Annotated in this window: 17 protein-coding genes and 1 pseudogene; 1 reads left to right on the top strand and 17 read right to left on the bottom strand. The window is 42.4% G+C overall.

Annotation, left to right across the window (positions count from 1 at the left end):
• Window positions 1-749 precede the first annotated feature (749 nt).
• A complete protein-coding gene (locus FILTAD_RS05035) occupies window positions 750-1,142 on the top strand; it encodes a hypothetical protein (RefSeq protein WP_124069424.1) in 393 nt (130 codons plus the stop codon).
• Between the two features lie 519 nt (window positions 1,143-1,661).
• Here the strand turns inward: FILTAD_RS05035 and FILTAD_RS05030 are convergent.
• The 17 genes and pseudogenes from FILTAD_RS05030 to FILTAD_RS04950 form a co-directional block, all read right to left on the bottom strand.
• Window positions 1,662-1,847: a hypothetical protein gene (locus FILTAD_RS05030; protein ID WP_203229654.1), complete on the bottom strand. Its 186-nt coding sequence runs from the start codon at window positions 1,845-1,847 to the stop codon at window positions 1,662-1,664.
• Between the two features lie 173 nt (window positions 1,848-2,020).
• Complete coding sequence (locus tag FILTAD_RS05025) at window positions 2,021-3,454, bottom strand: reverse transcriptase domain-containing protein (protein ID WP_124069423.1); 1,434 nt, start codon at window positions 3,452-3,454, stop codon at window positions 2,021-2,023.
• 648 nt (window positions 3,455-4,102) lie between these two features.
• On the bottom strand, window positions 4,103-4,576 hold the full coding sequence (locus FILTAD_RS05020) for a hypothetical protein (RefSeq protein ID WP_124069422.1): 474 nt from the start codon (window positions 4,574-4,576) through the stop codon (window positions 4,103-4,105).
• A 66-nt stretch (window positions 4,577-4,642) separates the two neighbouring features.
• Window positions 4,643-4,756, bottom strand: a pseudogene (locus tag FILTAD_RS05015) (flagellin); the annotation flags it as partial.
• A 345-nt stretch (window positions 4,757-5,101) separates the two neighbouring features.
• Complete coding sequence (locus FILTAD_RS05010) at window positions 5,102-6,145, bottom strand: flagellin N-terminal helical domain-containing protein (RefSeq protein WP_124069421.1); 1,044 nt, start codon at window positions 6,143-6,145, stop codon at window positions 5,102-5,104.
• Between the two features lie 259 nt (window positions 6,146-6,404).
• Entirely contained in the window at window positions 6,405-6,626 is a 222-nt protein-coding gene (gene csrA / locus FILTAD_RS05005) for a carbon storage regulator CsrA (protein ID WP_124069420.1), read from the bottom strand.
• A 4-nt stretch (window positions 6,627-6,630) separates the two neighbouring features.
• On the bottom strand, window positions 6,631-7,074 hold the full coding sequence (gene fliW, locus FILTAD_RS05000) for a flagellar assembly protein FliW (RefSeq protein ID WP_124069419.1): 444 nt from the start codon (window positions 7,072-7,074) through the stop codon (window positions 6,631-6,633).
• 20 nt (window positions 7,075-7,094) lie between these two features.
• Window positions 7,095-7,649, bottom strand: a complete 555-nt coding sequence (locus tag FILTAD_RS04995; RefSeq protein WP_124069418.1) for a DUF6470 family protein — start codon at window positions 7,647-7,649, stop codon at window positions 7,095-7,097.
• A gap of 82 nt (window positions 7,650-7,731) precedes the next feature.
• Window positions 7,732-8,643: a flagellar hook-associated protein FlgL gene (gene flgL / locus FILTAD_RS04990; RefSeq protein ID WP_124069417.1), complete on the bottom strand. Its 912-nt coding sequence runs from the start codon at window positions 8,641-8,643 to the stop codon at window positions 7,732-7,734.
• Window positions 8,644-8,658: 15 nt separating this feature from the next.
• The gene (gene flgK / locus FILTAD_RS04985; protein ID WP_124069416.1) at window positions 8,659-10,215 is read right to left on the bottom strand and encodes a flagellar hook-associated protein FlgK; all 1,557 of its coding nucleotides are present in this window, start codon (window positions 10,213-10,215) and stop codon (window positions 8,659-8,661) included.
• Between the two features lie 18 nt (window positions 10,216-10,233).
• Window positions 10,234-10,731 carry a flagellar protein FlgN gene (locus tag FILTAD_RS04980; RefSeq protein ID WP_124069415.1) on the bottom strand — a complete coding sequence of 166 codons (498 nt, stop codon included), beginning with the start codon at window positions 10,729-10,731 and terminating at the stop codon, window positions 10,234-10,236.
• 30 nt (window positions 10,732-10,761) lie between these two features.
• Entirely contained in the window at window positions 10,762-11,025 is a 264-nt protein-coding gene (flgM, locus tag FILTAD_RS04975; protein ID WP_124069414.1) for a flagellar biosynthesis anti-sigma factor FlgM, read from the bottom strand.
• 449 nt (window positions 11,026-11,474) lie between these two features.
• A complete protein-coding gene (locus FILTAD_RS04970; RefSeq protein ID WP_124069413.1) occupies window positions 11,475-11,891 on the bottom strand; it encodes a TIGR03826 family flagellar region protein in 417 nt (138 codons plus the stop codon).
• 26 nt (window positions 11,892-11,917) lie between these two features.
• Window positions 11,918-12,523 (bottom strand): ComF family protein, encoded by a 606-nt coding sequence (locus FILTAD_RS04965; RefSeq protein ID WP_124069412.1) that lies wholly within the window; start codon window positions 12,521-12,523, stop codon window positions 11,918-11,920.
• Window positions 12,520-13,899, bottom strand: coding sequence for an ATP-dependent helicase ComFA (locus FILTAD_RS04960; protein WP_124069411.1), 1,380 nt, complete (start codon window positions 13,897-13,899; stop codon window positions 12,520-12,522). The genes FILTAD_RS04965 and FILTAD_RS04960 overlap by 4 nt, the downstream gene beginning before the upstream one ends.
• 61 nt (window positions 13,900-13,960) lie before the next feature.
• Window positions 13,961-14,818 carry a DegV family protein gene (locus FILTAD_RS04955; RefSeq protein WP_124069410.1) on the bottom strand — a complete coding sequence of 286 codons (858 nt, stop codon included), beginning with the start codon at window positions 14,816-14,818 and terminating at the stop codon, window positions 13,961-13,963.
• Window positions 14,819-15,213: 395 nt separating this feature from the next.
• Window positions 15,214-16,440, bottom strand: coding sequence for an EAL and HDOD domain-containing protein (locus FILTAD_RS04950; protein ID WP_160117564.1), 1,227 nt, complete (start codon window positions 16,438-16,440; stop codon window positions 15,214-15,216).
• Window positions 16,441-16,530: the final 90 nt, after the last annotated feature.

Raw genomic sequence — 16,530 nt, 5'->3', positions numbered from 1 at the left:
ATTGAGTTCCCTGTCAGGTACTTATATCTTACTTGAAGTCGCTGGGGATTTTTTATGGTTAATCAAGGTAATTTGATTATTTCATACACCAGGTACCCGTCACTACTACGAAGAAGTTGTAGAACCCCTTGTGGTTGTTGGTTGGCTTGCTTTGCTGCTATGTCTTTCGATCATAGAATAGACTATATCTTCACCCACAGCTTGATCTGTTTGGGGCCGGGCGCTTCGGGAGGTGGTAATGACCTACGGATTTCATCGTCGTGGCGGTTTGCTTTAGACGGTATGTCCTAGTCGTTGAACCTTCTCCAGGGTTTCCCCACAGGAGCTTGGCTGCTGATTGTCCAATCTCGCTTCTTTTTGAACGGTCACGTTTGCTGTTTCCAGCTGCGTTGTCGTGAAGGGAGCTTCAAGAAGTTCCCTTCACCCAGTTGTGCTCTAATTGAATTGTGTGGGTGCCTGTGCAACAAACAACAACCAACAATTCAACCAATTGTATAAATATTCGATAAGCATTAGACTTCAACGTTTTTTTCTCATAAATATGTAATTGTAGTGTATTGTCGGAATAGTTTCATGCACAGGTACCCGAATTTAAACTTTATATTCTAGGTGAAAAATCATTTATATTTCTTAAATCTTTAACTATTAAAAGTACATATACTACTGATTCTAGTAAAGGGGTAGATATTGAGAATAAAGACTATGGCTTTTTACATCGTTATTCATTAGAAGTAGAAAAAAAATCAATTTTGAAAGTCACTACTAATTCTAAAGAAAAGTTATTGATTTATGCAATAGTTTTGGAAGCCGTTCAAGACTCCGCCTCTAACCAATCGCAGGACGTTCGAACACTAGATAAGAACAGAAAATTGGTTATTGAAAAGCTCGATGCAAATTGTCAATTTCAACTTTCGCATTTCTTACTTGCTCCAATTAGACATATGACTCATGAATTACATGATAATTATGATTTTACAACTTATATTACTGAAATAGTTGATAAAAAAATGGAACAATTTATTCATCCAAAAATGGTGATACATACACTAAGCAAGCTTCATAAAAATGGATTAAACATCGCGGAAGTCAAAGCGAGTAAGTTATACTTATTAGATAATTTATATGACTTAACTGATATTTAAAAAGACAATGCTATTATCCCCAATCCGAAAATCAAATCAATGGCTAACCACACATCAATGAAGGGCTTGTGCGTATAAATGTAACTTCTTATACTCAAGCCCTCTGCATTTCCCAACATTTTTCATTCAATCAAGTAGGAGGCTAACCATTAATTGGTTAGCCTCCCTCTCACACCACCGTGCATACGGTTCCGTATACGGCGGTTTAACCTTTGAAGTATCTTTTCTCGTAATTGTGTGGGTGCCTGTGCAACAAACAACAACCAACAATTCAACCAATTGTATAAATATTCAATAAACATTAGACTTTAACGTTTTTTTCTCATAAATATGTAATTGTAGTGTATTGTCGGAATAGTTTCATGCACAGGTACCCGAATTTTAATTCTTACTCGGCGGGGTTCCCACCCGCTATATGTTGCAACCTAGGCTCGGTCGCTCTACACAGGTACCCGTAACTAGGGAATAAGCTTCGCAAGTTGCGTCAATGTGTTTCTTCATCAGTTGATAGCCTGTCATTTATCCGTCAAACTCAAATGGACCCTGTAAAATATCGCTGTAGATTGTGCACACCATCGCTGTATTTACAAACTTTGCCGCATCAATCGCTACAATACAATATTCCTTTGCCTTCTCTTCCCGCATTAAGCGGTTCCAATGACTTCCATTCTTCCCCTGAATATGATTAAATGATAGTGTAACCATTGTTTTCAGCTCCTCCTTTTTGGTGGGAATTGTATATTGGAAGTTCTGTGATTGGTACTTCTCTTATACCCTGAAAACAATGGTTTTTTCATTTGCCGACTATCTATTTAACATAATAGGTACCCGAAATTATCTCGTGCACAGGTCCCTATTTTTTTGTTTCAGTTGCAATTTCAAGAATAACTACTAAATAGTTCTTCATATGGGTTTCTAGTAGGCACAATACTCTTATCAATGGCGTTACATACACAATATGACGTATTTTTATTCAGCTGTTTTCTATAAGTATAGTAAAGTAACTCTAAAGACGGGAATTCTATTTCCTTAAGGGCATTTTTATTCAATCTAATTCCTATATTTTTAAAGTAATAATAATTTATAGATTTATATATCCAAGAATCCAATTGCTTAAGCTGCTTAGTATCTGTAACAACCAAAAAGAATTTCATCCAATTTCTAGCTTGCTCGAATTCGCCACATGTTTGACACTTAAATTTTTTCAAATCATTTCCAAAGAATTTATAGCTGCACCTTAGCTTTAAAAGCTCAAGCGATTTCTGTTTTGAAAAATCTGTACTCTTCAAGATTTTTTCAATCCGATATTTAAACTTTTTTATATTGTCCTCTTTTATTCCTATGTGATTTTGGGAAATTTTAAAACCTACAAAATCAAGCCCTTTATCCTTAGTGATGGTACTTATTTTTGTTTTTTGTGGATCTGGATGTAGTATAAGTGAAATATCTTCCAGAAAGTTATTACACTCTTCTTTAATAGTAATTATATCCTCTTTATTTTTAGCGACTATTACAAAATCATCCGCATACCTTGTATAACGCAAGTCAAAATGACTTCCCAAATTCTTGATAACCCATAGATCAAATTGGTGAAGATAAATATTTGCTAATAAACCAGATATGATACCACCTTGTGGTATACCTTTTTTTCTCTTAACTCTGATTAGTTTTCGTTTTGGTTCTCGTTTCTTTATTACTCCAATATCAACATGGATAAATCTATACAATAGTTTTTGGATACCCGGCATGTTTGGAAAAAATGCTTTTACTTGTTCAAATAATTGTTCATGTGGAATATTATCAAAAAAACCTTTCAAATCTGCATCTAGTGCATAAATATAACCGTCTTTTATATCATGAAATACTTTCTGAGCGGCTTTTTGAGCATTCACATTTTTCCTATAGGCAAAACTGATATATGACAATTCACTAAACTGTTTTTCTGCTATTGGATTTATGAAATCATATAATAATTTTTGAGTAATTATATCCCTAATTATAGCGATGGACAAAGTACGTGTCTTACCCTGTTTCTTTGCCTCTACAATAGTCAATAATGGATCTTTAGAAATTTCAACTTCTTTTAATGGGTAAAAGAAATAATTACTTCTTTGAATTCGTTTATATATTGTATCAATTTGATGAGATAATGTTTTTTGAAACAATTGATAGCCAATACCATCTAGACCTTCACGTACCTCTATTGTCGGCTCTTCCGTAAGTATATCTGTTTTTTGAGCCAAATATAATTCAAAAGTATCCTTAACTTTTTCTCTTGTAACCATATTTTTAAAATCTTGATCTGAATACATAAGTTTATTCCCCCTGTCTTTGCGACGGTGTGCAAGGAGGAATAATTTTTCAACCGCCTCCCGAACAATTAAGTTAGGTTAAAGTTTAACAGTCTTATTGGTATAAGACCGTGGGGTAAACTGATAAGTCAATTAGTAGTTGCATTAGCAGCGTCCTCCATTCAATTTCACTGTGTATGATTGTATCATAGCATAGCGAAACGAATGCCCTATACAGCTGTTCGGAACGCATGTGCCGAAACACATACCTATAGACTTATTATCTACAATTACATTATAACAATATCTTGAAAATATATCGAGTATTAGTTATAACTATTCAATCTCTTAGTTTGAGTACCCACTAGCGTTGCATAGGCGTAGTAGTTTGAGTACCTGTGCAAGAAACAACAATGAAAAACTCACACAATTGTATAATAATGCAGCCAAAATAACGTTTATCTAGTCATACACTTATAAATATGTAATTGTAGTGAATCAACTGAATACAACCTTACACAGGTATCCGTCACTAAGTCGCTATGTTCGTCCAGTATCTTCAACTTTTCCCTCCTTCAATTGAAAAAGGACTTCCCTCCGAAGAGAGAAGCCCAATATTTGTGAACATCATACGCGTGTATATTCAAGTTCCGTTATGTTACCTTTTTATCACGCCCAATTATATAAAGTTGATTTTACTTCCAATTCAATCATATTATTTTCACTAGCCCATTTTTCAATTTCCTTTTTCGAGCTACTTGTTAGGAACTTTAATGGAACATTACCGTTTATAAATACGTAATCTCCGATTTCATGTGAGACTTCTCTTAAACCTTTGGTTTTCATTGCATGGTCTATCTCTTCTTTGATGTAGGATACTCCATTTATCGTAGGTCTTATCTCATAACCAGCCTGTATTAGTCGCTCACCGTCAAATATTAGTTCGAATAGTTCAGTACCTTCCCAATCCTTAAGTATATGGAATACTTCTAGTAAGGTATCATTTGTAGGATTCGACTCAAACGAGATGTAACCTTTATCCATTGTTCTTTGGACATAATCCCCCATTAAAGCACCATCAGAAATTATAGAACCCAAAAATTCCTTTTTTGTAACATGCCTTAAAATACGATATTCCCGCAACCTATGTCCTCCTAAATAAAATTAAAGACCCTAGCAAAGCTAGAGTCCCTAATTTGTTGAATAATATTAACGAAGAAGTTGTAAAACCCCTTGTGGTTGTTGGTTGGCTTGAGCCAACATTGCTTGTGCTGCTTGTGAAAGGATTGAGTTCTTTGTTTGTTCCATCATTTCTTTCGCCATCGTGCGAAACATTTACTTTCATAAATGACTAGACTATATCTTCACCCTCTAGTTTCCTAGTAGGGGTCGGGCGCTTCGGATTCGCAATGCTGATGAACATTGTTTCACCTATGGATTTCATCATCATGGCCGAAGCCGTAGATGGTCTATCCTAGTCGTTGAACGTTCTCCACTCTTTCGAGACAGGAGCTTCGCTGCTGATTGCCCAATCTTTTCTTTTTTCGAACCGTTACGCTTGTTGTTTCCAACTACGTTGTGGCAAGAAAAGCTCTAAGGGGTTTCCAGCAATTCACCCGATCATACTCTCTAGCCGTTACCAGCTAGGACGACTGTGCTTGTCACTGCTTACGCAGCTAAAGCATAATCAACGTCACGGATACGAGATTCCGCAGCAGTTAGGTTTTCAGAAGATGTACCCAAGTTATTAATTGTGTGTTCTAGACGATTTTGAGTAGCTCCTAAACTTGAACGAGTAGTAGAAACAGTGTTAATTGCAGCATCTAAAGCTGTAATAGCTGCTTGCGCATCATCAGCTGTGCCTACAGTAAGAGCATCAATTCCTAATCCTGTAGTGCTTGAATCAGCAACAGAAAGACTGATGTCTTGCCCTGCATTAGCACCAATTAAAAATTTAACCTCATCCCCACCAACTACAACATTACCAGCTAAATCTGCAGCAGTTGACTTAAACGCTGAAGAAGTTTGTACATTTAAAAGAGCTTTACCATCAGCATCTTTAAATGTAACTGCTCCGCCTTTACCATTTAAATCCGTTACATCGGTTGTAGCAACCGTTGCAACAACAGTTGCTCCATCTTTCAGTTCATAATTAGCTCCATTAACAGCTATAGCATATGTTTTATCAGCACCGCTAGTGCCAGACTTTAAGCCTAAATTAGTTACACTTGTTGCGCCTACTACTCCAAGAACTGTAGATTTTGCTGCATCAGCACTTGCAGTTGCACCTAATGTTCCATCTAACAGGTTTTTACCATTAAACTGTGTTGTATCTGCAATACGATCAATTTCAGCCTTTAATTGTGTAACTTCTGCTTGAAGAGCAGCACGATCATTTCCATTATCATTTGTATCATTTGAAGCCTGTACTGCTAGTTCACGCATACGTTGTAAAATATCGTGCGTTTCATTCAAAGCACCCTCAGCAGTTGCAATCAAAGAGATTCCATCTTGTGCATTTTTACTTGCTTGATCCAATCCACGAATCTGTCCGCGCATTTTCTCAGAGATTGCAAGACCAGCTGCATCGTCCCCTGCTTTGTTAATACGAAGACCTGAAGCCAATTTCTCCATTGATTTAGATTGATTAGTAGTTGCACTACCCAACTGACGGTGCGTGTTAAGTGCCGCGATGTTGTGATTAATTCTCATTATATTTTCCTCCTTGAATGGTTGTTGCTCACATCCTTGTGAGCACATCGTTTATACCGAGAAGACCGGGCCGGCCGGACCCCGTTTTCCTCGCTACACTAGTAATATCGGATACTCTTTTGGAATGTTTAATAGAAAAGGGTATTTTTTAAAATGGATGCCAGTTGCTGCCACAATTCAAAAATCACGAATTGAGTCAGTAACTGGACATCCGGCGTGGAGTCGATAACTCGTACCCGGTTTTTAGACACCCGGTGTTCTATTTCTCCCCGTTTTTGAGGAAGTCCATGAATCCGTCTATGTTAATGGCTTCGGTGTTAGATTCCGATACTTCTTTTAGTAGTTCACCCCGTAAAATGGTAACATTTTTAGGTGCGTTAATAGCTATCCGTACTTGGTCACCTTTTATTTCACTGATGGTGATTTCGATTTGATCGCCGAGCCAGATGGATTCGCCTTTTTTCCGAGAGAGTACGAGCATGCTGTCACCCCTTGTCTTTCTGCAATTGTGCGTCGATGGCATATCTGATTGGATAGTCTGTGTTTTCCAGGATGCATTGTTTTGCTTTTTTGGATGTTGTGTTGATGATGACGGGTGCTTTTAAATTTACGGTCGAGGTGTTGAATGGTTCTTTTACTGTGACGATTGCCAACGCGATGATGTCTTCTTCGGATTCTATGTTGAGGGTTTCTACGGTTGATTCATCCAAATGGAATGTGTAGTCGCTGGTGAAAAGGTATGGATTTGCTGTTACGAAGCCGATTTCTTTTGAATGGATGGATTGGAGAATCTGGTAGACTTCGTTGCCTTCTATAGAGAGTAGTATAAAGTTATTCTCGTTTTCGAAGCCGGGTAGGCCTTTTTCGAATGTTAGGATTTCGGATTCGGATGCTTCTACCTGTCCGAGGATGGTGGATTGGATTTTCATGGGTTTTGCTCCTTTTTAACTTAGACTTTCCAGTCGATTTGGATAGATGGTTTTTGGATTAGTTCTGTTGTTACTTTGCCGGGTGTGTAGTTATGTATCGGTTTGTTTGCATGGCTGTTGTTGATCACTTTTTGGGGTTCTACTCGAATATCTACACTGCCGGATTGGAATGAAACTTTGACGCTGCCGATGGATGGGACGAATTTGACGTTCAGGCTGCTATAGGGTTGCCTGAACGCTCTTTCGGCGAATGCCACTATTGGATTGCCGCCGTTTTCTATCCGCATCATGTCGTTGCCGTCTTGTGCACGGCGGGCGATTCCATTTGAGACTTGTGATTGGGCGTACTGCGCGACATCGGAGGTGCGGCGGGCGGCGCTTTTCAGGTCCATGTCGGCGCGGGCTTCTGTTGTGTCTATTGAGAGTTTGGACTTTGTTGTGTTTATGGACATTTCCGCTTTTGGTTGTTGTAGGTCCAGGGTTGCTTTTGGTTGTTCGATTTGTTGTGTTGGTTGTTGGGTGGTGAAACCTAGTTGCGCTTTTGTTGTTGTTACTTGTAGTTGTGGGATATTCAATGTTGTCACCTTCTAAAGAAAGCGTTTGGAGGGTTTCCAAACGCTTTCCAGGATTTTTTATATGGGTGTTCGATGTAGATTCTTAACGCAAGAAGTCTACTAGAGACGGTTGGATAATGCGTGAGCCTACTGATAGTGCTGCACGGTGGATGGATTCTTGTGTAAGCATTTCAGTGATGGTTTTTTCGTAGTCGATGTCTTCGTTTTCGCTCATTTGTTTGATGGCGGATAGTTCTTGTGAGTCTAGTCGATTTGACATCATTTCGGCTCGGTTTTGACGTGCGCCGATGTCGGCACGGGTTTCTAGGACACTGTCTTGTGCCTTACTAATTGAAGACAAGTGATCACTGATTGCCGTACTTCCTTCGTTTGTTTTAATACTCGTTATAAGTTTGTCCATCATGTCGTCTACTTCAGAAAATAATTTATAGCCGTTTGTATTTACTTTGAGTTCTACCCCATCGAATACTTCGATAGATACATCGCTTTCAAATCCTTCAACTGGTTTTCCAGGTGGATTGGACGGTAACACCCCTCCAATAGTCGTTGGATCACCTTCAAAAAGGGGGCTACCCGTTTTGGTTCCGGAAAATAAGTATTTGTCCCCGACTTTCGTATTTCCTAGATCACGGATTTGTTCTCGGAGTTGTTCGATTTCCTTCAAGATTTTTTGACGGTCGTCATCTGTTTTTGTGCCATTCGCAGCGTCTATAGTTAGTTCCTGTACGCGTTTAAGTGCCTGCCCTACTCCATCAAGTGCGTCATCCGAGCTATCCAGGTAGTTGTGAACTTCACCAAGATTGCGTTTGAATTGCTCAACTTTGTCGACTTGCATGCGGTAGCCCATGCCTTTCATGGCTACAACAGGATCGTCTGATGGGCGATTAATTTTTTTGCCTGTATTTAGTTGGTCTTGTAGTTTACCCATTTTGTTGTAGCTCGAGGTAAGATTCCTGAGCATATTATTGGATAGCATTGATTGTGTTACGCGCATTTAACTTCCTCCTTCTTACATACCCACTCGGCCCATGCCGTTGATGATTTTGTCGAGGATTTCGTCGACGACGGTGATCATTCGTGCGGATGCGTTATAGGCTTGTTGGAATTTGATCATGTTTGTCATTTCTTCATCCAGTGAGACGGAGCTGATAGATGCACGTCGCTGTTCGACTGCTCCTTTTAACGTTTCTGTATTGAATGTCATTCGTTCAGCTTGTTGGCCGTCTACGCCAAGTTGACCGATGACGCCTTGGAAGTAGGTTTGGATGGTTGCACCATCGAGTGAATCCAATGCATCGAATTGGACCTCTCCAAGTCGCTTTGCATTTTTTCCGTTTCCTTCTTCATTTGGTACAGTTGAAGCTGCTAAACGAGAAGAATCTGCCAAGATATAATCATTTACTTTGATATTTCCAGCCGTCAGTGTTGAAGAAGTAGCAACATTAGTTTCATCCCATGGTGAAAAGAAGTTAATGCCTGATTCGTTTTCCGGTGGTAAGCCGGAACCACCTCTATGAATTTCATTAAATTTTTCTGCAAATGCTTTTGCCATGTCATTTATCTTTGTAATCATGTCTGGGTAAAGCCCTTTTGCACCGCCTGCCCCACCGTCAGCAGTTCCATATGCATTCATCATCGATTTCAATTTCCCGGAATTCAGGAGATCCGTGTGCCCAAGTGGAATGGAATCCTCCCCGCTAACTGGGCTTATCGTTATTCCAGTTATCGGTAGATTACTCTTATCCTCGCCCACAAGCGGTTTTGGATTTGTTTCTAGCGTTGCAGCTTGTCTACCTTCGACAAGAACCACTGATTCACCATTAATCTTCATCGACACCGTAACGGAACCTTCGGCAACCGCCAAGGCACGTCCGCCTGATGGTTTGCTTTCCGTTTCAATCGGGAAGTAGCCTGATAGTTCATCTAAAAGTGCATCTCTTGCATCGTACAAATCATTCGGCAAATAGCCGTTCGGTTCCACTTTTTGTATTTGGTTGTTCAGTTCTGAAATCTGTTTAAGGATGGAGTTGACTTGGACTGTCGATACATCAATTTCTTTTCCAAGGTTCGTCTGGATTTCCGTCAATGATTTGTGCATGTAGTTGAAGGAATCTGCGACTGCTTGACCACGCTGAACGACGACTGAGCGGGCACCGCCGTTTTCCGGGTTGACGGCGAGATCCTGTAATGATTGCCAGAATTCGCTGAGTGACTTCTGAAGCCCGTATTCGGAAGGTTCGTTCAAGACGTCTTCCATTTGGGAAATCGCTTTTGTTTGGGATTCCCAGTAGCCGAGTTTGTTGTTCTCCTGCCTGTATTGTTGGTCGACGAAACCGTCGCGGATGCGTTGGATGGAGCCGGCTTCGACGCCTGTTCCGATGAATCCGGGCATTGTACCAACGCTTTGTCCTGTTCCGGGAAATCCGGCTGTTGCCTGCATGTTGACGCGTTGGCGCGAGTAGCCAAGTGTGTTGGCGTTACTGATGTTATGTCCTGTTGTATAGAGTGCGGATTGTTGTGTGAATAGGCCGCGTTTACTTGTTTCGAGTCCCATGAATGTGGACATTGTTTTACCCCCTCAAGCTTATGCTTGTGAATCGAATGTGACTTGTTTTTTCGTGCTTTTATTGCCATTGACTTCTGTTTTGGAGTAGTTGGCTGATTCGGGACGCGGTCGGACCATGTCCAGCGACAGATTCACGAACTGAAGGGATTGGTAGGTCAGTTTCTGGTTCAGGTCGTTTTGGACTTTCAAGTCATGAATCGCATGCAGGAGACGGTCTCTCGCCTCCTCAAGGTTTTTTTTGTCCGCTTCTGGCGCATTGTCTAGTAAGTCGGCAATTGTGGGATTTGTCGGTACTAATCGTCCTTGATCAGTTAAGTACTTAGTGACGGCGGTCTGCCTGCCAGTGTCCATTTGAACGATGGCTGCTAGATGGGCTTGCTCGTCTTTTAGCAGTTGGTCGAGTTTTTCCATTTCACCATTTTTGATAAGGGTAGTTTTGTCGTATGCAAGCCGTAAGAGGCTTCTATGCAGTTTTTCGAGGCTATCGAGGGACGCCAAGATTGTTTTGATAGGCATTTGGATTCCTGCTTTCTTTCAGTGCTGGTTTTACAGTTTGAAATAGTCGATGAGGTCGGAAGCGAGTTTGTCGGCATCCATTTCATATGTGCCGGCTTTGACGTCCGCTTTTAGTTGTTGGACGCGTTCGTTGCGTTGTGTTGTGAATGTTGATGTTTCGGATAGTTTTTTGGCTGCAGGTGAAATTTCGAGTTTGTCTGTTTGCAATTTTGCTTTTTGTTGTGCATGTTCTGTTTTTAGTTGGTTGGCTTTGTATGGGTTGATGGCTGGTAGGTTGATTTTGTTTATTTTCATTTGACATCTCTCCTTTCGGTTTTTACACACGTCCGATGGCAGTACTTGGCATCAGATTCAAAGTACTCCATTGAACCCGCTTCGGCGCTTGGGGATGCCTCCCGCAATAAGCCGGACAGAAGTTCGCTGTCAGTCTTATTGCTTCGGCTACCTCTTTGACGCGCCTTCGCTGGTTTGCATCGTATAACCTGGGCCTGGAATATAGTAAATCCATTGAACCCGCTTCGGCGCTTGGGGATGCCTCCCGCAATAAGCCGGACAGAAGTTCACTGTCAGTCTTATTGCTTCGGCTACCCCTTTGACGCGCCTTCGCTGGTTTGCATCGTACACTTTGTGCTGGTCGGAATAGATAGATGATCTTCATACTTCTTATTTCGGCTTTATATTGTGAACGTTTAGGGTTTATTTTATGAAAAATGCCGGACAGGTGAAAAACTGCCGGCTTCTGCTCATTTTTTAGTTTGATTTGCAAGGTATGTCGCTCTGTCTGATTTTTCTATGGCTTCTCTGAATTCCTTTGCCGCCTCAAATGTTTTTAGGTCATTATTGAGATTTCCAAGGCAGCTATCACAGAGTTTGCCTTTCTTTGTTAGCTTGCCACAATTATCGCACGGGTATCCAAGGTTTGGAAATAATGCGGGTTGGAGTCGGCCTTTTCGCACCCATTTGTGTAGTAGGGATTCCGTCACGCCGGTCACTTCAACGATGCGTTCGATGTTGGCCGCGCGGTTTTCACGGCGTCTCAGGAAACGGTAGACTTCCTCGTACATTTTCTCTTCGTTTGTTGCACATTTCCCACAGACGTCGCGTATGCCTATGTAATTGAAAAATCCGCCACATGTCGGGCAATCCCGTAGTTCAGCCATTCTTATTCTCCCCTATCGATTCGTTGTTAGGCACGGATTAATGTGACTGCTTCCACCCGCTTGGCGCCTGCTTGTTTTAAAACGGTTGCTGCGTGGCGGAGCGTTGTGCCTGTTGTGTAGATGTCGTCTACTAGTCTATACGTAGTTGGTTGTATCATTGTTCCCGGTTTTAGTGCGAATAAGGGGTTCATCACCAGGCGTTGGTCTTTCGTTTTCTCCCCCATTGACTCAGTTCCCGTTTTTTCTAATAGATGGGTGAACGGGATGCGTGCACTTGTCAGCAGTTCGTCCACCGGTGCGAATGTCCGCATGATTTTCTTATGCGGATGCATCGGAATTGGGCAGATGATTGCGTTCCCTTTTAGCTGTGCGTGCAGTTCATGCGCAAAGATGCCTGCCAGCGCGATGTCTTGTAGAAATTTGAACTGGTGCAGGTAGTCGCGCATTGCTTCATTGTAACTATAGAGCGAGGTGACTTGGTCAAGTAGTTCATCTGTGTCATTTCTTATTTCGGCATGAACGAACTTTTTTGAACAGTCTTGGCAAATGATTGTTGTATCGTCGAGTCCTAACAGTGCTTTCCATGTTGGTGTAGATGCGATTGTGCTGTCGCAAAGCAAACATTCGTTCATGTCGGGACGCCTCCTTTGTTCAGCTGGATAATTTCGTTTTTCGCTTCGTCCATGGCGTAGGTGATGCCGTGGTGAAAGAGGACGAAATCGCCTGTTGGATAGTGTGCAGATCGACCGACACGGCCGCCGATTTGGACGAGCGCCCCTTTATTGAAAATAAGTTGTTCGGCTCCAACGACGGCTACTTGAACGTTCGGGATGGTGATGCCCCGTTCTAAGATGGTTGTTGTGAGTAAGCCCGGGATTTTTTTATCTCGCAGCGCTTGGACATGTTGTTTACGGTCGGGATGCGCTGCGTGGACGGCGGCTATTTTCGGATTTAATTGGCGAAATAAAGGTTCTGCTTGTTCCATGAGTTTGATGGTGTGGAAGAAAATAAGAAACGGTTCGTTCTTGTCAAGACGTGCTTGGGTCCATTCCGTCAGTTTTTTGGGTAATTTGCCTTTTTGTATTCGTTTTGTGTAGTTCCAAAGCGCGTCGTAGCGTGGAACGGGCAATGGATGGCCGTGGTAACGACGGTTGATAGTTGAAATATGGCCTATCTTTTTCATATGGGCTAGCAGTTTGTCCGACGGTGTGGCCGTAACGAAATGGACGGGCGCTTGCGGTTTCGCAGCTTTTCGGACGGCTCGTTGCAGTGTTTCTTCTGCTGTGTATGGAAAGGCGTCTGCTTCGTCAACGAAAATGGCGTCGAATGCGTGACGGAAACGGTAAAGCTGGTGTGTGGTCGCCAGGATTAATTGCGGTGATGCGGTTGTCGATTCGGATCCGCCGTAGAGCGCTTCGACTGCGGTTTGTGGGAATGCTGCGCGCAGGCGTGGCTCGAGTTCAAGGATGACGTCGACGCGTGGTGCAGCGATGCAGACCCGTTTACCTGCAGTTAGCAGTTTGTGGATCGGTTCGAATAGGATTTCGGTTTTACCTGATCCGCAGACGGCATGGATTAGATGCGGTATGTTGGTTTGGTTGCTGGTTGTCAGCTCATTGGATGCTTGTTGCTGTCTGGGTGTGAGTGTTCCGAGCCATGCGAGTGAGTGCGTTGTCGGGTATGTGGGCGGTTCGCCGTTCCAGACGATGAGTTCGGTGCAGGTTGAAACGCGCCCCATTTTGAGGCAGTGCCTGCAGTAGGTGCAAGGGCCTTTGCATTTTGCGCAGTTGAATGTGGTGAATCGTGATGGTGTAGTGTTCTCGCAACGGTTGCAGAAATGATTGGTTTGGCGTGTTAGTGATTTTGTGGATATGATACCTGGAATTGTTTGTATATGCCCGGCTTCGATGTGTTCGTCGATTGTTTCGATTGAAAAAGGCGTGTGCAAACGCAGCCATATACGGCCAGTGAGGAAGTCTCTGATTGCTGGGTCGAATGGGTTTTGCATTTGCAGCACTCCTTTTGTTTTGATTGTTTGGGATTTTCTTGTTGAGCTGTTTAGGGTGCTATCAGCTAGCGCCCTGAGCTTTTCTTTTAACCCAACCTAATCCCATAGCACCTTCTCCAAGGTGCGTCCCAATTACTGGGCCGAAGTGGCTGATGGTAAATTGGACTTCTGGGAGTTCGGCGGAAAGTGTTTCTTGCCAGATTGCGGCGTCTTCTGGTCGGTTGGCGTGGATGATGGCTGCTTCGAGCGGCATATGTGCTGCGTCTTCTGCGAGCATGTCCGCGATTCGTTTCATCGCTTTTTTACGGGTGCGGATTTTTTCGAATGGGACGATGATTTTATCTTTGAAATGAAGCAACGGTTTTACTTGGAGAAGTCCACCGATGAATGCCTGTGCGCCGTTTAGTCTGCCGCCGCGTTGTAAATGGGTCAGGTCATCCGCCATGAAGTAGGCGCGCATTGTTGTTTTCATTTCTGCCAGTTCTTGCATGATGGCGTCCGGCGTTTCGCCTTGTTGGGCCATTTCCGCTGCGCGAAGTACGTAGAAGCCTTGCATGTAGCAAGAGATTTCCGAGTCGAATGGATAGACGTCAATGCCGTCCACCATGTCGCCTGCTTGTCCTGCCCCGGCGTAAGTACCGCTGATGCCGCTTGATAGATGGATGGAAATGACTGCGTCGTATGTGCCTTTTAGTGATTCGAACAGTTCGACAAATTTGCCGATTGGTGGTTGGGATGTCTTTGGCAGTGGTCCGTCGCCACGCACTTTATCGTAAAAGTCAGTTGCACTGATGTCGATTTCTTCGTCGTAGGTGTTCCCGTCGATTGTTACTGTGAGCGGGATCATCCGAATATCCAATTCCTGCATTTTGTGTGCCGGCAAATATGCCGTACTATCTGTGACAATTGCCGTTTTCAATACATATCAACTCCTACTTTCTATTCTACCTAATTACGTGTGAAATGGGAATCCGGAATTGTGGGGATACGTGGAAATTATGAAGGGGATTTGGCGGATTGTGAGAGTAATTTGGCAAACTGTCATGGCTCGGGCGCGAACTGTAAGGGCAATCCCGAAAACTGTAAGGGCGCGGTGGAACTGTGAGGGCAATTTGGCAAACTGTCATGGCTCGGGCGCGAACTGTAAGGGCAATCTCGGAAACTGTAAGGGCGCGGTGGAACTGTGAGGGCAATTTGGCAAACTGTCATGGCTCGGGTACAAACTATAATGGCTCCACCAAGAACTGTCATGCCCCGCTTCAGCAAAATCCATTAAAAACCGCCTTCCCCTTTAATAGAAGAAGACGGTCGATTTCATTCCAAACATTGTGCCCAGCAGTTGGCTTGTTGGGTAAACTTGCTTAGTTCGGCGGAGTCGATATTGATTTCATTTGCATAACGGGCGACTGAAACCCAATCGAAGCGTTCGACAGCTTTGGTGAGCTCGAGGTATGGAGTGATTTCCGTTTTCTGTCCTGTGAGGGTGTGCGCGACGCCATTCGACAGAGGTAGGTGCGTTAAAATGTCTTCCCAGTTTTGGTTCATAATGACGTCGATTAGTGAAAACATGCCGGCAAGGAAGTATTCGTCTGCGTTTTTCTTGCCTGCTTTTTTGGCAAGAAGTTCGCACATTTTTGCGCGTGTAAGGGAGTATTCGATAAGCGCCTTGACGTTGTTTTTGGTTGTTCCCGTTCCTATTTCCTGAAGCGCAAGGACGTACATCCATTTCTTTGTTTCACGCAGGCCGATTATGACGATGGCCTGTTTGATGGAATTTATTTGTTTTGGAACACCAAATGCCAGTGTATTGATAAACCGAAGCATTTTGTAGGACAATGAAACGTCATGCATGATTAGATCCGCAATATTCCCGATATTTGGCGTGTCCTTGGTAATCTGATTGATGATATGTAAATGGAGATTTGCGTTTGATGGTATCCCTGAACGTTTTATAATTTCCGGTTTCGAAAAGAAATAACCTTGAAATAGGGTATAGCCTGACTTTTTCGCAGCTAAAAATTCTTCTTTCGTTTCAATCTTTTCAGCGAGCATTGCAATATGTGGATGCTTTTTCGCGAAGTTTTCGATTTTGTGTCGTTCAATTAGTGTTGTATGAAGGAAATCGACTTTTATGTAATCGATGAGATTGAACAGGTTGGTATGTATTTGATATTGTTCTTGTAAAATAAAGTCATCCAATGCTAATTTAAATCCATCATTTTTCAGTTTGTATAATTTTGAAATAAGTGATGGGGTAATTTCGACGTCTTCGAGAATTTCGACGATGACTTGATCAGGATTCAAGCTACTGAAAAGATCTTGCGCAAGCAATTCACCCGTAAAATTGATGAACGATACACAATTACCCACAACATTGTCGATACCGATTGAAAGAAATGTATTTACGAGTAATCCAATCGTCGCCTGGTTCGGGTCAATTGTAGGGAAAAAATTCTTTTCACTGTTCCGATATAGTAATTCATACCCAAATATTTTTTCGTTCACGTCTAGGATAGGTTGCCTACCAACAAATACATTCATCGTCTTCACCTCGTTTGACATTAGTATAACAAACTTCGACAAATTATCCAATTAGTCTTCTAAAATATCATTCTATTAAAGTAGTATCCA

Source organism: Filibacter tadaridae, from assembly GCF_900609045.1.
Taxonomy (GTDB): domain Bacteria; phylum Bacillota; class Bacilli; order Bacillales_A; family Planococcaceae; genus Sporosarcina; species Sporosarcina tadaridae.
This window is presented reverse-complemented; position numbering and strand designations above follow the sequence as displayed.

Bases quoted from the DNA above. Each gene is read 5' to 3' on its own strand.
- FILTAD_RS05030 (WP_203229654.1), bottom strand. From the start codon at position 1,847: ATGGTTACACTATCATTTAATCATATTCAGGGGAAGAATGGAAGTCAT.
- FILTAD_RS04950 (WP_160117564.1), bottom strand. From the start codon at position 16,440: ATGAATGTATTTGTTGGTAGGCAACCTATCCTAGACGTGAACGAAAAA.
- FILTAD_RS05010 (WP_124069421.1), bottom strand. From the start codon at position 6,145: ATGAGAATTAATCACAACATCGCGGCACTTAACACGCACCGTCAGTTG.
- FILTAD_RS04980 (WP_124069415.1), bottom strand. From the start codon at position 10,731: ATGCCTATCAAAACAATCTTGGCGTCCCTCGATAGCCTCGAAAAACTG.
- csrA (WP_124069420.1), bottom strand. From the start codon at position 6,626: ATGCTCGTACTCTCTCGGAAAAAAGGCGAATCCATCTGGCTCGGCGAT.
- FILTAD_RS04960 (WP_124069411.1), bottom strand. From the start codon at position 13,899: ATGCAAAACCCATTCGACCCAGCAATCAGAGACTTCCTCACTGGCCGT.
- flgM (WP_124069414.1), bottom strand. From the start codon at position 11,025: ATGAAAATAAACAAAATCAACCTACCAGCCATCAACCCATACAAAGCC.
- flgL (WP_124069417.1), bottom strand. From the start codon at position 8,643: ATGCGCGTAACACAATCAATGCTATCCAATAATATGCTCAGGAATCTT.
- FILTAD_RS04970 (WP_124069413.1), bottom strand. From the start codon at position 11,891: ATGGCTGAACTACGGGATTGCCCGACATGTGGCGGATTTTTCAATTAC.
- flgK (WP_124069416.1), bottom strand. From the start codon at position 10,215: ATGTCCACATTCATGGGACTCGAAACAAGTAAACGCGGCCTATTCACA.
- FILTAD_RS04965 (WP_124069412.1), bottom strand. From the start codon at position 12,523: ATGAACGAATGTTTGCTTTGCGACAGCACAATCGCATCTACACCAACA.
- fliW (WP_124069419.1), bottom strand. From the start codon at position 7,074: ATGAAAATCCAATCCACCATCCTCGGACAGGTAGAAGCATCCGAATCC.
- FILTAD_RS05025 (WP_124069423.1), bottom strand. From the start codon at position 3,454: ATGTATTCAGATCAAGATTTTAAAAATATGGTTACAAGAGAAAAAGTT.